The sequence below is a fragment of the Agrobacterium tumefaciens genome (genome assembly GCF_005221385.1).
In the GTDB taxonomy this organism is placed as follows: Bacteria; Pseudomonadota; Alphaproteobacteria; order Rhizobiales; family Rhizobiaceae; genus Agrobacterium; species Agrobacterium tomkonis.
The window spans coordinates 2,512,608-2,528,439 of record NZ_CP039903.1 but is presented as its reverse complement, the minus strand read 5'-3'; the positions used below and the strand labels follow the sequence as shown (position 1 = coordinate 2,528,439).

Genomic DNA, 15,832 nt, shown 5'->3' with positions numbered 1-15,832 from the left:
GGGTGGGGCCTTTGAATAGTTTTTACGCATGTCCTGGTCCCGAAACCGCTGACACTTTTGGGAGACATGCTCTAGCGAGGAGACTGAAATGCTGTTTGCCTTTGTCTGCAAGGACAAGCCTGGCCATCTGAACGTGCGTATGGAAACGCGCCCGGCCCATCTGGAGCATCTGAACAAGCTGAATGCCGAGGGCACGCTGAAGATCGCCGGCCCGTTTCTGGATGCCGAAGGCAAGCCGAATGGCAGCCTCGTGATCGTTGAAGCCGCTGATATAGATGCGGCGAAGGCGCTGGCCGATGCCGATCCCTATGCAAAGGCCGGCCTGTTCGAAAGCGTCGATGTGAAGCCCTATAACTGGGTCTTCAACAATCCGGGAGCTTGAGCGGGCATGGCGAATTACTGGCTTTACAAGTCCGAGCCGTTCAAATGGTCCTGGGAGATGCAGAAGGCCAAGGGCGAGGCGGGTGAAGAATGGACCGGCGTGCGCAACTATCAGGCGCGCAACAACATGCGCTCCATGAAGATCGGCGACAAGGGTTTCTTCTACCATTCCAATGAGGGGCTGGATGTCGTCGGCATCGTCGAAGTCTGCGCATTGTCGCATCCGGACTCGACTGCCGAAGGCGATCTGAAATGGGACTGCGTGGATATCCGCGCCGTTTGCGATATGCCGCAGCCGGTTTCGCTGAAGGATGTGAAGGCCAACCCCAAGTTGGAGAAGATGTCGCTCGTCACCTCCATGCGGCTTTCCGTGCAGCCCGTGACGGAAGAGGAATATCTCGAGGTCTGCCGCATGGGCAGCCTTGCCAATCCGCCGAAGTCACCGGACTGATCCTTCGGTGAAGACTGATCCCGAACGCTTCATTCTCGACAATGCTGCGATCATGCATCCGCCGCATGTGCCGGAATTGCGCCTTTATCTTGCCACCGAAGCTCATGAGCTGTGGCTGAAGACGGAGGAGGAGCTGGAAGAGATCGGTCTGCCGCCGCCTTTCTGGGCCTTTGCCTGGGCCGGCGGGCAGGGGCTTGCCCGTTATGTTCTCGATCATCCTGAAAGCGTTTCCGGTAAGCGCGTGCTGGATTTCGCCAGTGGCTCCGGCTTAGTCGCTATTGCTGCGGCAAAGGCCGGCGCAGCCAGGGTTCTCGCCGCCGATATCGACCCGTGGACGCAAACCGCCATTCGGTTGAATGCGGCGCTCAACAGCGTGGATATAGGGTTTACTGGCCTTGATCTGGTTGGCAAACCGGTAGAGGCGGATGTTCTGCTGGCGGGAGATGTGTTTTACGATCGCGCCTTCGCCGACCTTCTCCTGCCATGGTTTCTGGAATTGACGGCGAAGGGCGTGAGCGTGCTTGTCGGCGATCCGGGGCGGGCTTATCTGCCCAAACAGCGGCTTTTCGCCGAGGCTACCTATCAGGTTCCGGTGACGCGGGCTCTGGAAGACAGCGAAGTCAAGAAGACCACCGTTTGGCGTTTTGTCTGATTGTTTGATTTAAGGCCGGATGATGCAGACGCCATGCTCGTAGGCGCAGGCATTGCTGGCGGTTTCGGCACGAACATTTATTATCTTCGCTTTGGGCGCAAACTGCGCGGCCGTTGTTACGCCTGCGCCGTTTCGCGCAAGCCGACCGCCTACCGCGAAATAATTGCCGTTGCCGCGTATGCGAAGCCCCGATATCGCCCCTACATAGGTGCCGCCGGGAAGAGTGGAAGGCAACCCGTCGGTAGAGAAACTTGCCCGCGATTGTTGATGCCGATAATCATGGCGGCCGTGAAAATCCTCTGCCGCTGCGGGCGGCATTACGGTGAAAATGACGCCTGCGATCATCGTGGTCAGAGCGGCGATTCGGCGCTGTAACATGAGCCTCATTCTCCGGATTTTCTTGGTTAATCAAAGGTAAATTACACGATTTATGAATTACGTAAAGGTAAATATTTCGAGGGTGTAAATCTTGGAAACGCTCGATTTTTTATTTTGAGGCAAAAAAATCCAAAAAAAATTCGTGAACCAATCGATTAAATTCGAATCGGTCTTGAAATATGCTTGTCGTGACGCCCCCATGTGATTAAACGTCGCGGTTGGTGCAATGCACATTCTTTCGTCATGTGTAGTTGCTTGGGGGCGTCCGGTTTGAAGGGCGCACGGGAAAACGCCGCGAGGTTCTGATGGCGAATCTGACAAATAACCGGCCTCTGTCGCCGCATCTTCAAGTTTACAAGCTGATTCCGACGATGGTCTCATCCATCGTGCACCGCATCACCGGCGGCGCACTTTATTTCGGAACGCTGCTGGTTGCCTGGTGGCTGATCGCGCTTGCTTCCGGCCCGGCCTATTACGACTGGGTCAACTGGGCGATGGGCACGATCATCGGCAGGCTTATCCTGATTGGTTATACATGGGCTCTCGTCCATCACCTGGTGGGTGGTCTTCGTCACTTCATGTGGGATCTGGGATACGGCTTCGAAAAGCATTTTACCACCAAGCTGGCAAAGGCCTCGTGGGTGGTGTCGATCTGTCTGACCGCGCTGATCTGGGTCGTCGCCCTTATCGTGCGCTGAGGAGATTTATCATGGATATGCGTACCCCTCTCGGAAAGGTTCGCGGCCTCGGCTCCGCCAAGGAAGGCACCGACCATTTCTGGCGCCAGCGACTGACGGCGGTTGCCAACGTTCCGCTGCTGATCTTCTTCGTGGTCTTCCTCATCCAGTATGCCGGCGCGCCCTATGCGGAAGTCGTCGCGGCGCTGTCGAACCCGCTTGTTGCCGTTATCATGGGTCTGGTGCTGGTTTCCGGCCTCATCCACATGAAGCTCGGCATGCAGGTCATCATTGAAGACTATATTCACGCCGAGGTTTCGAAGCTCGTTCTTCTGATGCTCAATACGTTTTTCGCGGTTCTCATTGGCGGTCTTTGCATCTTCGCCATTCTGAAAATCGCATTCGCAGGATAATTCCGCCATGGCATCGATCAGTTCACCTTCCCAGAATGGCAAAGCTTACACCTATGTCGATCACTCCTATGACGTGATCGTGGTGGGCGCCGGCGGCGCGGGTCTGCGCGCAACGCTCGGCATGGCGGAACAGGGTTTCCGCACGGCCTGCATCACCAAGGTTTTCCCGACGCGCTCCCACACGGTTGCGGCGCAGGGCGGCATTGCAGCATCCCTCACCAACATGACGCCTGACTGTTGGCAGTGGCACCTTTACGACACCGTGAAGGGCTCCGACTGGCTGGGCGACGTTGATGCGATGCAATATCTCGCCATGGAAGCGCCGAAGGCTGTCTATGAGCTGGAGCACTACGGCGTGCCCTTCTCGCGCAATGCCGAAGGCAAGATTTACCAGCGCCCGTTCGGCGGTCACATGCAGAATTACGGTGAAGGCCCGCCCGTGCAGCGCACCTGTGCCGCCGCCGACCGTACCGGCCACGCCATTCTGCACACGCTTTATGGCCAGTCGCTGCGCAACAATGCGGAATTCTTCATCGAATATTTCGCGCTCGACCTGATCATGTCGGCGGATGGCCGCTGCACCGGCGTCGTGGCGTGGAACCTCGATGACGGCACGATCCATCGCTTCTCCGCCAAGATGGTGGTTCTGGCGACCGGCGGTTACGGCCGCGCCTATTTCTCGGCAACGTCTGCCCATACCTGCACCGGCGACGGCGGCGGCATGATCGCCCGTGCCGGTCTGCCGCTTCAGGATATGGAATTCGTGCAGTTCCACCCGACCGGTATTTATGGCGCGGGCTGCCTGATCACCGAAGGCGCACGCGGCGAAGGCGGTTATCTCGTCAACTCCGAAGGCGAACGCTTCATGGAGCGTTATGCGCCGTCCGCGAAGGACCTTGCCTCGCGTGACGTGGTGTCGCGCTGCATGACGATGGAAATCCGTGAAGGCCGCGGCGTCGGCAAGAACAAGGACCACATCTTCCTGCATCTCGATCATCTCGATCCTGCGATCCTGCATGAACGTCTTCCGGGCATTTCCGAAAGCGCCAAGATTTTCGCCGGTGTCGATGTGACGCGCGAACCGATCCCGGTCCTGCCGACCGTTCACTACAATATGGGCGGCATTCCGACCAATTATTGGGGTGAAGTGTTGAATGCCGATGCCAACAACCCGGAACGTATCGCGCCCGGCCTGATGGCTGTCGGCGAAGCCGGTTGCGCCTCGGTTCATGGTGCGAACCGCCTCGGCTCCAACTCGCTGATCGACCTCGTGGTCTTCGGCCGTGCCGCCGCCATTCGCGCTGCACAGGTTATCGACCGCGATGCGGCGGTTCCCGCGCTCGACATTGCTGCCTGCGACAAGATCATGGAACGCTTCGACAGCCTGCGTTTCGCCAATGGCTCGACGCCGACGGCGGTGCTGCGTGACAAGATGCAGCGCGCCATGCAGGACGATGCGGCGGTGTTCCGCACGCAGGAATCGCTGGAAAGCGGATGCCAGCGTCTTTCCGCCATCTGGAAGGAACTGCCTGACGTCAAGGTCACCGACCGTTCGATGGTCTGGAATTCCGATCTGGTCGAAACGCTTGAGTTGCACAATCTGATGGCGAACGCGATCACCACGGTCTATGGCGCGGAAGCGCGCAAGGAAAGCCGCGGTTCGCATGCTCGTGAGGATTTCGTCGATGGTCCATTCGCCGGTCGCGACGATGTGAACTGGCGCAAGCACACGCTTGCCTGGGTCAGCCCCGAAGGCGACGTCAAGCTCGATTATCGCCCGGTTCACACCGACCTGATCGCCGACGGCATCGATCCGAAAAAGATCGAGCCGAAGGCGCGCGTCTACTGATTTGAGGAACTGGATATGGTTGAACTCGCTCTCCCCAAGAATTCCCAGATCAGCGAAGGCAAGGTCTGGCCGAAGCCTGACGGTGCCAAGAATGTGCGCGAATACCGCATTTATCGCTGGAACCCGGATGACGGCCAGAACCCGCGCATCGATACCTATTATATCGATGTCGACGATTGCGGACCGATGGTTCTCGATGCTCTTCTCTACATCAAGAACAATATCGACCCGACGCTGACGCTGCGCCGCTCCTGCCGTGAAGGCATTTGCGGTTCCTGCGCCATGAATATCGACGGTACCAACACGCTTGCCTGCACCAAGGGCATGGAAGAGATCAACGGCACGGTGAAGGTTTATCCGCTGCCGCATATGCCCGTGGTGAAGGACCTCGTTCCTGACCTGTCGAACTTCTACGCCCAGCATCGTTCCATCGAGCCCTGGCTGAAGACGGTTTCGCCGACGCCCGCCAAGGAATGGAAACAGAGCCATGAGGACCGCCTGAAGCTGGATGGCCTTTATGAGTGCATTCTGTGCGCCTGCTGCTCCACCTCCTGTCCCAGCTACTGGTGGAATGGCGACCGTTATCTCGGTCCCGCCGTTCTGCTGCAGGCCTATCGCTGGCTGATCGACAGCCGCGATGAGGCAACCGGTGAGCGTCTCGACAATCTCGAGGACCCGTTCCGCCTTTATCGCTGCCACACCATCATGAACTGCGCGCAGGCCTGCCCGAAGGGTCTTAACCCGGCCAAGGCGATCGCGGAAATCAAGAAGATGATGGTCGAACGCCGCGTCTAAAAGCGATTCGCTGGCGACGGCGATTTATCCGGGCCGCGGTCTCCACCGCGGCTCTTTTTTCAACCGGGCCCGGGAATTTTCGGTAAAAATTGACCGAAATGGTAATTATCCCGGCCATCGCTTGCGCAAGGTAAGGCTTTAGTAATAATTCAGCCTTCTTGTTCGATCATGGTCTTTCCGGAAGCGAGAGAATCGGGAGCTTGATATGCAATTCAGATATGTGGTGACGGGCGTTGCGGTTGTAATGAGCCTTGCCGGTTGCCAACGTACCTCCTACGATTACAACAACAACGGTAGCAATAATCCCGGTTATACGCCGCCGCTGCAGGCGCAGCCGGTTCCCTCCGTTCAGTCCGGCGCCCTGCCACCGCCCGGCGGCGCTTCGGGCAGCCAGTTCCCGTCGGCGCCCGCCTCGGCAACGCCTGGCGGCACCGATGTCGCTTCTGCCGCTCCGCCGACGACAGCGCTCGATGTCACCAAGGAATCCATGGTCGGCAACTGGCGCATTTCCAATGGTGGCGCAAATTGCGACATGTTCCTGACGCTCACCAATCTCGGCAGCGGTTCGCGCGGCGGCACACGTGGCTGCTCCGGCGAGCTGACGGCTATGGGTTCCTGGGAAGTGTCCGGCAAGATGGTTCTCTTCAAGAACCGTGCAGGTGACACGATCGGTCGCGTCTACAAGAGCGCCGATGCGCGCTTTGACGGAACGACCAATAGCGGCCAGCCACTCAGCCTCAGCCGATAGAGCATTTCCGGTGTATCCGGATCGCCTTGCCTGTTCTGAGCCATTCCATTCGTCGCGGAAGCCTGTCGGTGTCCGCGACCGGAGCGCTTTTCCATGAAGCCATTGCCCGATTACAATCATAGTGTCGTTGAACAGCTCAACGCATTAACGGCGGCTGGCACCTTGCAGGCGGATGCGGCACAACTCGGTGTAGCAGCCCACCTCGACCGTATCCTTGCCGACCTGAAGGCACGCAAACCCGCCAAGAAAAAAAGCGCGCTCGGCTGGATGTTTGCGCGCAAGGCCGGGCCTGCCGCCGCCGTCAAGGGACTGTATGTCTATGGCAGCGTCGGCCGCGGCAAGACGATGCTTATGGACATGTTCTATGAGATGGCGCCCGTCTCTTCCAAGCGGCGCTGCCATTTTCACGAGTTCATGGCGGACGTGCATAATCGCGTGCATGCGCATCGGCAGAAGCTGAAGAATGGCGAAACCAAACAGGCCGATCCCATTCCGCCCGTCGCGGCCCAGCTGCTGGCGGAAGCGGAACTTCTGTGCTTTGACGAGTTTACTGTCACGGATATTGCCGATGCGATGATCCTTGCCCGGCTGTTCAGCGAGCTCTTCGCCAATGGCTGCACATTGGTGACGACCTCCAACGTCGTGCCCGACAATCTTTACAAGGACGGCCTTAATCGCAGCCTGTTCCTGCCCTTCGTCGATCTGCTTAAGAAGTATGTGGATGTGGTGACGTTGGACAGCCCGACAGATTACCGGATGGAAAAGCTGGAAAGCCTGCCGGTCTATGTCACGCCGCTCGACGGTTCGGCGGATCAGGCGATGGATATGGCCTGGCGTCACATGACCGGTGGCCATCTCGTCGCGCCGACGGAAATACCAATGAAGGGCCGCTCCATTCTGGTGCCGCGTGCCAGCGGCCGGGTCGCCCGTTTCTCGTTTTCCGACCTTTGTGAAAAGCCACTCGGGGCTTCCGACTTCCTCGCCATTGCCAATCGGTTCGATACGGTCTTCATCGATCATATCCCGCTGCTCAATGCGGACAAGCGGAACGAGACCAAACGTTTCATCATCCTCATCGATGCGCTTTACGACCACAGTGTCCGGCTTTTTGCCTCTGCCGCAGCCATGCCGGAGGACTTGCTAGGCAAGCGCAAGGGGACGGAGGGTTTCGAGTTCGATCGTACGGCCTCGCGGCTGTTTGAGATGCGCAGTGCGGATTATCTCGCTCTGCATCACGAAAAGCGGCAGAAAGTTTGACACTTTCGTGACGCATTTTCTTACGTTTACGTAAGAAAATAATGATCTAAACGATTGAAAATATTCATCACAAAAGAATCTGTTGCCAATTTTGGCCAATGGGGCTAATCGAAGTGCGACAATTTGGCTGCCGGTTTGGCGCGGTGAAATTGAATTGAAGCTCAAGAGGAAGCATTCGATGGCTCGCAAAAAAATTGCACTTATTGGTTCTGGCATGATCGGCGGTACGCTGGCACATCTCGCCAGCCTGAAGGAACTGGGCGATATCGTCCTCTTCGACATCGCCGACGGCATTCCGCAGGGCAAGGGTCTGGATATTGCCCAGTCCGGCCCGGTTGAAGGTTTCAATGCGAAGCTCACCGGTGCTTCCGATTACGCCGCCATCGAAGGTGCTGACGTCTGCATCGTCACAGCTGGCGTTGCCCGCAAGCCGGGCATGAGCCGCGACGATCTTCTCGGCATCAACCTCAAGGTCATGGAACAGGTCGGCGCCGGCATCAAGAAATATGCCCCGAACGCTTTCGTCATCTGCATCACCAACCCGCTCGACGCCATGGTCTGGGCGCTGCAGAAGTTCTCCGGCCTGCCGAAGAACAAGGTCGTCGGCATGGCCGGCGTTCTCGACAGCGCGCGTTTCCGCCTGTTCCTGGCTGAAGAATTCAACGTTTCGGTTCAGGACGTCACGGCGTTCGTTCTTGGCGGTCATGGCGATACGATGGTGCCGCTGGCACGTTATTCGACCGTTGGCGGCATTCCGCTGACCGATCTCGTCAAGATGGGTTGGCTGACCGCCGAACGCCTTGAGCAGATCATCCAGCGCACCCGCGACGGCGGTGCGGAAATCGTCGGCCTGTTGAAGACGGGCTCGGCCTATTATGCGCCGGCCGCTTCGGCAATCGAAATGGCTGAATCCTACCTCAAGGACAAGAAGCGCGTTCTGCCCGCCGCTGCTCATCTCTCGGGCCAGTATGGCGTTGACGACATGTATGTCGGCGTGCCCACCATCATCGGTGCCGGCGGTATCGAGCGCATCATCGAGATCGAACTGAACAAGGAAGAAGAAGCCGCCTTCCAGAAGTCCGTCGGCGCTGTCGCTGGTCTTTGCGAAGCCTGCGTCAACATCGCTCCGTCGCTGAAGTAATATTCCAAGCGGCTCCAAACAGGGATTATTCCATGAATATTCACGAATATCAGGCCAAGGCTCTTCTGAAGGGCTACGGTGCGCCGGTTGCTGAAGGCGTCGCCATCCTCAAGGTCGAAGAAGCCGAAGCTGCGGCAAAGCAGCTTCCCGGCCCGCTTTACGTCGTCAAGAGCCAGATCCATGCTGGCGGCCGTGGCAAGGGCAAGTTCAAGGAACTCGGCCCCGACGCCAAGGGTGGCGTTCGTCTGGCAAAGTCGATCGAGGAAGTCGTTTCCCACGCCAAGGACATGCTCGGCAACACGCTGGTAACGGCCCAGACGGGCGATGCCGGCAAGCAGGTCAACCGCCTCTATATCGAAGACGGCGCTGACATTGCCCGCGAACTTTATTGCTCGCTGCTGGTTGACCGTTCGGTCGGCCAGGTCGCTTTCGTGGTTTCCACCGAAGGCGGCATGGATATCGAGGCTGTCGCCCACGACACGCCGGAAAAGATCCACACCATCGCCATCAACCCGGAAAAGGGTGTGAGCGATGCTGACGTTGCCGCGATCTCCAAGGCTCTCGAGCTTGAGGGTGCTGCAGCCGAAGACGCAAAGTCGCTGTTCCCGATCCTCTACAAGGCCTTCAACGAGAAGGACATGGCTCTCCTCGAGGTCAACCCGCTGATCGTCATGGAAAATGGCCATCTGCGCGTTCTCGACGCCAAGATGTCCTTCGACGGTAACGCCCTGTTCCGCCATGACGATGTCAAGGCGCTGCGCGACGAGACCGAAGAAGACGCCAAGGAAATCGAAGCCTCGAAGTGGGACCTCGCTTACGTGGCTCTCGACGGCAACATCGGCTGCATGGTCAATGGTGCAGGTCTTGCCATGGCGACGATGGACATCATCAAGCTTTACGGCAAAGAGCCGGCTAACTTCTGCGACGTCGGCGGTGGCGCTGGCAAGGAGAAGGTTGCGGCAGCCTTCAAGATCATCACGGCTGACCCGAAGGTCGAGGGCATCCTCGTCAACATCTTCGGCGGCATCATGAAGTGCGACGTCATCGCCGAAGGCGTGATTGCCGCGGTGAAGGAAGTCGGCTTGCAGGTTCCGCTCGTTGTTCGCCTCGAAGGCACCAACGTCGAACTTGGCAAGAAGCTCCTGAACGAATCTGGCCTTGCGATTACGGCTGCTGACGATCTGGACGACGCAGCCAAGAAGATCGTCGCGGCGATCAACGGCTAATTGAGGGACCGGAAATAATGTCTATTCTCGTTAATAAAGACACGAAGATCCTTGTTCAGGGTCTGACCGGCAAGACCGGTACCTTCCACACCGAACAGGCGCTTGCCTATTACGGCACGCAGATGGTCGGCGGTATTCACCCGAAGAAGGGTGGCGAAACCTGGACCGGATCGAAGGGCGAAAGCCTGCCGATCTTCGCAACGGTTGCCGAAGCCAAGGAAAAGACCGGTGCAGACGCATCCGTGATCTACGTTCCGCCGGCAGGTGCCGCTGACGCCATCATCGAAGCCATCGAAGCGGAAATCCCGTTCATCACCTGCATCACCGAAGGTATTCCGGTTATGGACATGGTGCGCGTCAAGGCCCGCCTCGACCGTTCGAAGTCGCGCCTGCTCGGCCCGAACTGCCCCGGCATCATGACGCCGGAAGAATGCAAGATCGGCATCATGCCGGGCTCCATCTTCCGCAAGGGTTCGGTCGGTATCGTGTCCCGTTCGGGCACGCTCACCTATGAAGCCGTGTTCCAGACTTCCAACGAAGGCCTCGGCCAGACGACGGCTGTCGGCATCGGCGGCGACCCGGTCAAGGGCACCGAGTTCATCGACATCCTGGAAATGTTCCTTGCCGACGAAGCCACGCAGTCGATCATCATGATCGGCGAAATCGGCGGCTCGGCTGAAGAAGATGCGGCGCAGTTCCTGATCGACGAAGCCAAGAAGGGCCGCAAGAAGCCGATGGCCGGCTTCATCGCGGGCCGTACGGCTCCGAAGGGCCGCACCATGGGCCACGCTGGCGCTGTCGTTTCCGGCGGCAAGGGCGATGCAGAGTCCAAGATCGCAGCCATGGAAGCAGCCGGCATCAAGGTATCGCCTTCCCCGGCGCGCCTCGGCAAGACGCTGGTTGAAGTCCTCAAGGGCTGAGACCACATGAGACCGGTAACGGGCGGTGCGGCTTCAACGCCGCGCTGCCCGATGCCGCAAAGACGATAGACAGAACAGCATACCGCCCTGGCGGCAGACAGCAGTAATCAAAGCGGCAGGCCGGTGAAACGGCCGTAACGGCATCGAGGAGGCGGACGGACAAGTCCGCAGGAACACAATGGCAAGGCAAGAAGCGAACGAGCAGTTTCAGATCACGTCGTTTCTGGACGGCGCGAATGCAGCCTATATCGAGCAGCTCTATGCCCGGTACGAAGAGGATCCCTCTTCCGTGTCGCCGGAGTGGCAGAGCTTCTTCAAGGCGTTGTCCGACAATCCGGAAGACGTGAAGAAGGCCGCACAAGGCGCCTCCTGGAAGCGCGCCAACTGGCCGATCCCGGCAAATGGCGAACTGGTATCCGCACTCGACGGCAACTGGGCCACGGTCGAGAAGGCCATCGAGAAGAAGGTTCAGGCAAAGGCAGAGACGAAGAGCGCCGCTACCGGCAAGCCCGTCAGCGAAGCGGAAGTGCTGCAGGCGACCCGTGACAGCGTTCGCGCCATCATGATGATCCGCGCCTACCGTATGCGCGGCCACCTGCATGCCAAGCTCGATCCTCTCGGCATCGCCAGCGCCGTCGAAGATTACAACGAGCTTTCGCCGAAGTCCTACGGCTTTGAGGAAAGCGATTACGATCGCAAGATTTTCATCGATAACGTGCTCGGCCTCGAATATGCGAGTGTGCGCGAGATGGTCGAGATTCTCGAGCGTACCTATTGCTCGACGCTCGGCGTTGAATTCATGCACATGTCCAACCCGGAAGAAAAGGGCTGGATTCAGGAGCGCATCGAAGGCCCGGACAAGGGTGTGGACTTCACGCCCGAGGGCAAGAAGGCCATTCTGTCCAAGCTGGTCGAAGCCGAAGGTTACGAACAGTTCCTCGACGTGCGTTTCAAGGGCACCAAGCGTTTCGGCCTCGATGGCGGTGAATCGCTGATCCCGGCGCTGGAACAGATCATCAAGCGCGGCGGCCAGGAAGGTCTGGAAGAGGTCGTTCTCGGCATGGCCCACCGTGGCCGCCTGAACGTTCTGACCAACGTCATGGGCAAGCCGCACCGCGCCGTGTTCCACGAGTTCAAGGGCGGTTCGTTCAAGCCTGACGATGTCGAGGGTTCGGGCGACGTGAAGTACCATCTCGGTGCCTCCTCCGACCGTGAATTCGACGGCAACAAGGTTCACCTGTCGCTGACGGCCAACCCGTCGCACCTTGAAATCGTCAACCCCGTTGTCATGGGCAAGGCGCGCGCCAAGCAGGACCAACTGGCCAAGCAGTGGGACGGCGACATCATTCCGCTTTCCGAACGCGCCAAGGTGCTGCCGCTGCTTCTACATGGTGATGCCGCTTTTGCCGGTCAGGGCGTGGTTGCTGAAATTCTTGGCCTGTCCGGCCTGCGCGGTCATCGCGTTGCCGGCACCATGCATTTCATCATCAACAACCAGATCGGTTTCACGACGAACCCGGCCTTCTCGCGCTCGTCGCCTTATCCGTCCGACGTCGCCAAGATGATTGAAGCGCCGATCTTCCACGTCAACGGTGACGATCCGGAAGCTGTTGTCTATGCGGCCAAGGTTGCGACCGAATATCGCATGAAGTTCCACAAGCCTGTCGTCATCGACATGTTCTGTTACCGCCGCTTCGGCCATAACGAAGGCGATGAGCCGGCGTTCACGCAGCCGAAGATGTACAAGGTCATCCGTGGCCACAAGACCGTCGCCCGCATCTATGCCGACCGCCTGATTGCGGAAGGCCTGATCACCGAAGGTGATTTCGAGAAGGTCAAGGCCGATTGGCGCGCCCATCTCGAGCAGGAATTCGAGGCAGGCCAGTCCTACAAACCGAACAAGGCTGACTGGCTGGATGGTCAGTGGTCGGGCCTGCGCGCTGCCGACAATGCCGATGAGCAGCGTCGTGGCAAGACCGGCGTGCCGATGAAGCAGCTGAAGGAAATCGGCAAGAAGCTGTCGACCATTCCTGAAGGTTTCACCGCGCATCGCACGATCCAGCGTTTCATGGAAAACCGCTCGCAGATGATCGAGACGGGTGAAGGCATCGACTGGGCGATGGCGGAAGCGCTTGCTTTCGGTTCGCTCGTCGTTGACGGTCACAAGATCCGCCTTTCCGGTCAGGATTGTGAACGCGGCACCTTCTCGCAGCGCCATTCGGTTCTTTACGATCAGGAGACCGAAGAGCGTTACATCCCGCTCGCCAATCTCGCCCCGACGCAGGCCCGTTACGAAGTCATCAACTCGATGCTTTCGGAAGAAGCCGTTCTCGGCTTCGAATATGGCTACTCGCTCGCCCGCCCAAATGCGCTGACGCTTTGGGAAGCACAGTTCGGTGACTTCGCCAACGGCGCGCAGGTCGTGTTCGACCAGTTCATCTCGTCTGGCGAGCGCAAGTGGCTGCGTATGTCCGGTCTCGTCTGCCTTCTGCCGCATGGTTATGAAGGTCAGGGTCCGGAACATTCGTCTGCCCGTCTGGAGCGCTGGTTGCAGATGTGTGCGGAAGACAACATGCAGGTCGCCAACGTGACGACACCTGCCAACTACTTCCACATCCTGCGCCGTCAGATGAAGCGTGACTTCCGCAAGCCGCTGATCCTGATGACGCCGAAGTCCTTGCTGCGTCACAAGCGCGCCACCTCGTCGCTGGCGGAGCTTGCCGGCGAGTCCTCCTTCCACCGTCTCCTGTGGGACGATGCGGAGGTCATCAAGGATGGTCCGATCAAGCTGCAGAAGGATTCGAAGATCCGCCGTGTCGTCATTTGCACGGGCAAGGTCTATTACGATCTTCTCGAAGAGCGTGAAAAGCGCGGTATCGACGACATCTACCTGCTGCGCGTCGAACAGCTTTATCCGTTCCCGGCAAAGGCGCTCATCAACGAGCTTTCCCGTTTCCGCCACGCGGAAATGGTCTGGTGCCAGGAAGAGCCGAAGAACATGGGTTCGTGGTCGTTCATCGATCCTTACCTGGAATGGGTTCTGGCGCATATCGACGCCAAGTACCAGAAGGTCCGTTACACGGGCCGTCCGGCTGCCGCCTCTCCGGCGACCGGCCTGATGTCCAAGCACCTGGCGCAGCTTGCTGCGTTCCTGGAAGACGCGCTGGGAGAGTGAGAACTCTCCCGCATCGCCCCGCAAAAAAGACACCTGAATAACGGAACTAGATCATGGCCACTGAAATCCGCGTACCAACCCTCGGCGAATCCGTCAGCGAAGCGACCGTCGGCACCTGGTTCAAGAAGGTCGGCGATACCGTCAAGGCCGACGAACCTCTCGTTGAACTGGAAACCGACAAGGTTACCGTCGAAGTCCCGGCGCCCGCTTCCGGCGTGCTGACCGAAATCGTTGCACAGAACGGCGAGACCGTCGGTCTCGACGCGCTTCTCGGCCAGATCGCCGAAGGTGCTGCTGGCGCTGCGACCGCCGCACCGGCTGCAAAGCCTGCTGCCGCTGCCGCACCGGCACCCGCAGCAACCGCTGCTGCGCCCGCCGCCGGCGGCATGCCGCCGGCACCTGCCGCCGGCAAGCTGCTTGCTGAAAACAACCTGTCTGCCGATCAGGTCGATGGTTCCGGTAAGCGTGGCCAGGTTCTGAAGGGCGACGTTCTCGCCGCTGTCGCCAAGGGCGTTTCGGCGCCTGCCGCCGCGCCGGCTCCGGTTGCTGCTGCTCCCCGTCCGGTTTCCGCCGAGCAGGATCAGGTTCGCGAAGAGCGCGTGAAGATGACCCGCCTGCGCCAGACCATCGCCCGCCGCCTGAAGGACGCACAGAACACCGCCGCCATGCTGACCACCTATAACGAGGTGGACATGAGCGCGGTCATGGACCTGCGCAACCGTTACAAGGACGTGTTCGAGAAGAAGCATGGCGTCAAGCTCGGCTTCATGGGCTTCTTCACCAAGGCCGTGACCCACGCGCTGAAGGAACTGCCGGCTGTTAACGCTGAAATCGACGGCACGGACATCATCTACAAGAACTATTGTCACGTCGGCATGGCTGTCGGCACCGACAAGGGTCTCGTTGTTCCTGTCATCCGCGATGCCGACCAGCTCTCCATCGCCGGCGTCGAAAAGGAACTCGGTCGCCTCGCCAAGGCAGCGCGCGACGGTTCGCTCGGCATGGCCGACATGCAGGGCGGCACCTTCACCATCACCAATGGCGGTGTTTACGGTTCGCTGATGTCTTCGCCGATCCTCAATGCGCCGCAGTCTGGCATTCTCGGCATGCACAAGATCCAGGAGCGTCCGGTCGCCATCGGCGGTCAGGTCGTCATCCGCCCGATGATGTATCTTGCGCTCTCCTACGATCACCGTATCGTTGACGGCAAGGAAGCCGTGACCTTCCTCGTTCGCGTCAAGGAAAGCCTGGAAGATCCGGAACGTCTGGTTCTCGATCTCTAATCGGTCTTGCTTTTCCTTTCAGCGGGATTTCAACTGAGGTCCCGCTGAAATCGCATCAGGAGAGCGAAAGTGCAGCCGACATTTCTTGCCGCTTCCCCCTTTTTACCGTTGATCGGTCTCAGCGTCCTGTTGCTTGTGGTGCATGTAATGCTGCAAGCCATGACGGCGACGCGGGAACTGGGGCTGGACTGGAATGCCGGCCCGCGGGATGCGGAGAAGAAACCGGAAGGCAGGCTTACCGGCCGTGCAGCCCGCGCGTCTGAAAATTTCCGGGAGACCTATCCCGCTTTCATAGCACTCGCCTTCGGCGTCATCATGGCCGGCGATCCATCCGGACTGGCACTGACCGGCGCGTGGATATGGCTGATCTGCCGGGTGATTTACATACCGCTTTATCTGGCCGGCGTGCCTTATATCCGCTCACTGGTCTGGCTCGGCTCCATGCTCGGCCTGCTGCTGATGCTTTTCGTGTTGATGTTCTAGAGG

At 59.0% G+C, this 15,832-nt stretch carries 16 protein-coding genes; 15 read left to right on the top strand and 1 reads right to left on the bottom strand.

Going from position 1 to position 15,832, the window contains the following annotated elements:
- Positions 1 to 88 precede the first annotated feature (88 nt).
- The 3 genes from CFBP6623_RS12685 to CFBP6623_RS12675 are packed head-to-tail and all read left to right on the top strand — an operon-like array spanning position 89 to position 1,484.
- The gene (locus tag CFBP6623_RS12685) at positions 89 to 382 is read left to right on the top strand and encodes a YciI-like protein (protein ID WP_046799548.1); all 294 of its coding nucleotides are present in this window, start codon (positions 89 to 91) and stop codon (positions 380 to 382) included.
- Between the two features lie 6 nt (positions 383 to 388).
- Positions 389 to 832, top strand: coding sequence for an EVE domain-containing protein (locus CFBP6623_RS12680; protein ID WP_046799547.1), 444 nt, complete (start codon positions 389 to 391; stop codon positions 830 to 832).
- Positions 833 to 839: 7 nt separating this feature from the next.
- Positions 840 to 1,484, top strand: coding sequence for a class I SAM-dependent methyltransferase (locus tag CFBP6623_RS12675; RefSeq protein WP_046799546.1), 645 nt, complete (start codon positions 840 to 842; stop codon positions 1,482 to 1,484).
- Between the two features lie 9 nt (positions 1,485 to 1,493).
- Here the strand turns inward: CFBP6623_RS12675 and CFBP6623_RS12670 are convergent, their stop codons facing one another.
- Positions 1,494 to 1,862 carry a hypothetical protein gene (locus CFBP6623_RS12670; RefSeq protein ID WP_080841839.1) on the bottom strand — a complete coding sequence of 123 codons (369 nt, stop codon included), beginning with the start codon at positions 1,860 to 1,862 and terminating at the stop codon, positions 1,494 to 1,496.
- Between the two features lie 305 nt (positions 1,863 to 2,167).
- Between CFBP6623_RS12670 and sdhC the strand changes: the two genes are divergently transcribed.
- The 12 genes from sdhC (at position 2,168) to CFBP6623_RS12610 (ending at position 15,829) form a co-directional block, all read left to right on the top strand.
- Positions 2,168 to 2,560, top strand: coding sequence for a succinate dehydrogenase, cytochrome b556 subunit (gene sdhC / locus CFBP6623_RS12665; protein ID WP_046799544.1), 393 nt, complete (start codon positions 2,168 to 2,170; stop codon positions 2,558 to 2,560).
- An 11-nt stretch (positions 2,561 to 2,571) separates the two neighbouring features.
- The gene (gene sdhD, locus CFBP6623_RS12660) at positions 2,572 to 2,952 is read left to right on the top strand and encodes a succinate dehydrogenase, hydrophobic membrane anchor protein (protein WP_046799543.1); all 381 of its coding nucleotides are present in this window, start codon (positions 2,572 to 2,574) and stop codon (positions 2,950 to 2,952) included.
- A gap of 7 nt (positions 2,953 to 2,959) precedes the next feature.
- Positions 2,960 to 4,801 carry a succinate dehydrogenase flavoprotein subunit gene (sdhA, locus tag CFBP6623_RS12655; RefSeq protein WP_046799542.1) on the top strand — a complete coding sequence of 614 codons (1,842 nt, stop codon included), beginning with the start codon at positions 2,960 to 2,962 and terminating at the stop codon, positions 4,799 to 4,801.
- A 15-nt stretch (positions 4,802 to 4,816) separates the two neighbouring features.
- Positions 4,817 to 5,596, top strand: a complete 780-nt coding sequence (locus CFBP6623_RS12650; RefSeq protein ID WP_003523509.1) for a succinate dehydrogenase iron-sulfur subunit — start codon at positions 4,817 to 4,819, stop codon at positions 5,594 to 5,596.
- Positions 5,597 to 5,801: 205 nt separating this feature from the next.
- Positions 5,802 to 6,344 (top strand): protease inhibitor Inh/omp19 family protein, encoded by a 543-nt coding sequence (locus CFBP6623_RS12645; protein WP_046799541.1) that lies wholly within the window; start codon positions 5,802 to 5,804, stop codon positions 6,342 to 6,344.
- Between the two features lie 93 nt (positions 6,345 to 6,437).
- Positions 6,438 to 7,601: a cell division protein ZapE gene (gene zapE, locus CFBP6623_RS12640; RefSeq protein ID WP_046799540.1), complete on the top strand. Its 1,164-nt coding sequence runs from the start codon at positions 6,438 to 6,440 to the stop codon at positions 7,599 to 7,601.
- Positions 7,602 to 7,779: 178 nt separating this feature from the next.
- Positions 7,780 to 8,742: a malate dehydrogenase gene (mdh, locus tag CFBP6623_RS12635; protein ID WP_003504984.1), complete on the top strand. Its 963-nt coding sequence runs from the start codon at positions 7,780 to 7,782 to the stop codon at positions 8,740 to 8,742.
- Positions 8,743 to 8,774: 32 nt separating this feature from the next.
- Positions 8,775 to 9,968, top strand: a complete 1,194-nt coding sequence (gene sucC / locus CFBP6623_RS12630) for an ADP-forming succinate--CoA ligase subunit beta (protein WP_046799539.1) — start codon at positions 8,775 to 8,777, stop codon at positions 9,966 to 9,968.
- Positions 9,969 to 9,985: 17 nt separating this feature from the next.
- Positions 9,986 to 10,888, top strand: a complete 903-nt coding sequence (sucD, locus tag CFBP6623_RS12625) for a succinate--CoA ligase subunit alpha (RefSeq protein ID WP_046799538.1) — start codon at positions 9,986 to 9,988, stop codon at positions 10,886 to 10,888.
- A gap of 178 nt (positions 10,889 to 11,066) precedes the next feature.
- Positions 11,067 to 14,063, top strand: a complete 2,997-nt coding sequence (locus CFBP6623_RS12620) for a 2-oxoglutarate dehydrogenase E1 component (RefSeq protein ID WP_046799537.1) — start codon at positions 11,067 to 11,069, stop codon at positions 14,061 to 14,063.
- A gap of 53 nt (positions 14,064 to 14,116) precedes the next feature.
- Entirely contained in the window at positions 14,117 to 15,346 is a 1,230-nt protein-coding gene (gene odhB, locus CFBP6623_RS12615) for a 2-oxoglutarate dehydrogenase complex dihydrolipoyllysine-residue succinyltransferase (protein WP_046799536.1), read from the top strand.
- 69 nt (positions 15,347 to 15,415) lie between these two features.
- Entirely contained in the window at positions 15,416 to 15,829 is a 414-nt protein-coding gene (locus tag CFBP6623_RS12610; protein WP_046799535.1) for an MAPEG family protein, read from the top strand.
- Positions 15,830 to 15,832: the final 3 nt, after the last annotated feature.

Coding starts and splice junctions, on each gene's coding strand:
- CFBP6623_RS12685 (WP_046799548.1), top strand. CDS start 89: ATGCTGTTTGCCTTTGTCTGCAAGGACAAGCCTGGCCATCTGAACGTG.
- sdhC (WP_046799544.1), top strand. CDS start 2,168: ATGGCGAATCTGACAAATAACCGGCCTCTGTCGCCGCATCTTCAAGTT.
- CFBP6623_RS12620 (WP_046799537.1), top strand. CDS start 11,067: ATGGCAAGGCAAGAAGCGAACGAGCAGTTTCAGATCACGTCGTTTCTG.
- sdhD (WP_046799543.1), top strand. CDS start 2,572: ATGGATATGCGTACCCCTCTCGGAAAGGTTCGCGGCCTCGGCTCCGCC.
- sdhA (WP_046799542.1), top strand. CDS start 2,960: ATGGCATCGATCAGTTCACCTTCCCAGAATGGCAAAGCTTACACCTAT.
- sucC (WP_046799539.1), top strand. CDS start 8,775: ATGAATATTCACGAATATCAGGCCAAGGCTCTTCTGAAGGGCTACGGT.
- sucD (WP_046799538.1), top strand. CDS start 9,986: ATGTCTATTCTCGTTAATAAAGACACGAAGATCCTTGTTCAGGGTCTG.
- mdh (WP_003504984.1), top strand. CDS start 7,780: ATGGCTCGCAAAAAAATTGCACTTATTGGTTCTGGCATGATCGGCGGT.
- CFBP6623_RS12670 (WP_080841839.1), bottom strand. CDS start 1,862: ATGTTACAGCGCCGAATCGCCGCTCTGACCACGATGATCGCAGGCGTC.
- CFBP6623_RS12650 (WP_003523509.1), top strand. CDS start 4,817: ATGGTTGAACTCGCTCTCCCCAAGAATTCCCAGATCAGCGAAGGCAAG.
- CFBP6623_RS12680 (WP_046799547.1), top strand. CDS start 389: ATGGCGAATTACTGGCTTTACAAGTCCGAGCCGTTCAAATGGTCCTGG.
- zapE (WP_046799540.1), top strand. CDS start 6,438: ATGAAGCCATTGCCCGATTACAATCATAGTGTCGTTGAACAGCTCAAC.
- odhB (WP_046799536.1), top strand. CDS start 14,117: ATGGCCACTGAAATCCGCGTACCAACCCTCGGCGAATCCGTCAGCGAA.
- CFBP6623_RS12645 (WP_046799541.1), top strand. CDS start 5,802: ATGCAATTCAGATATGTGGTGACGGGCGTTGCGGTTGTAATGAGCCTT.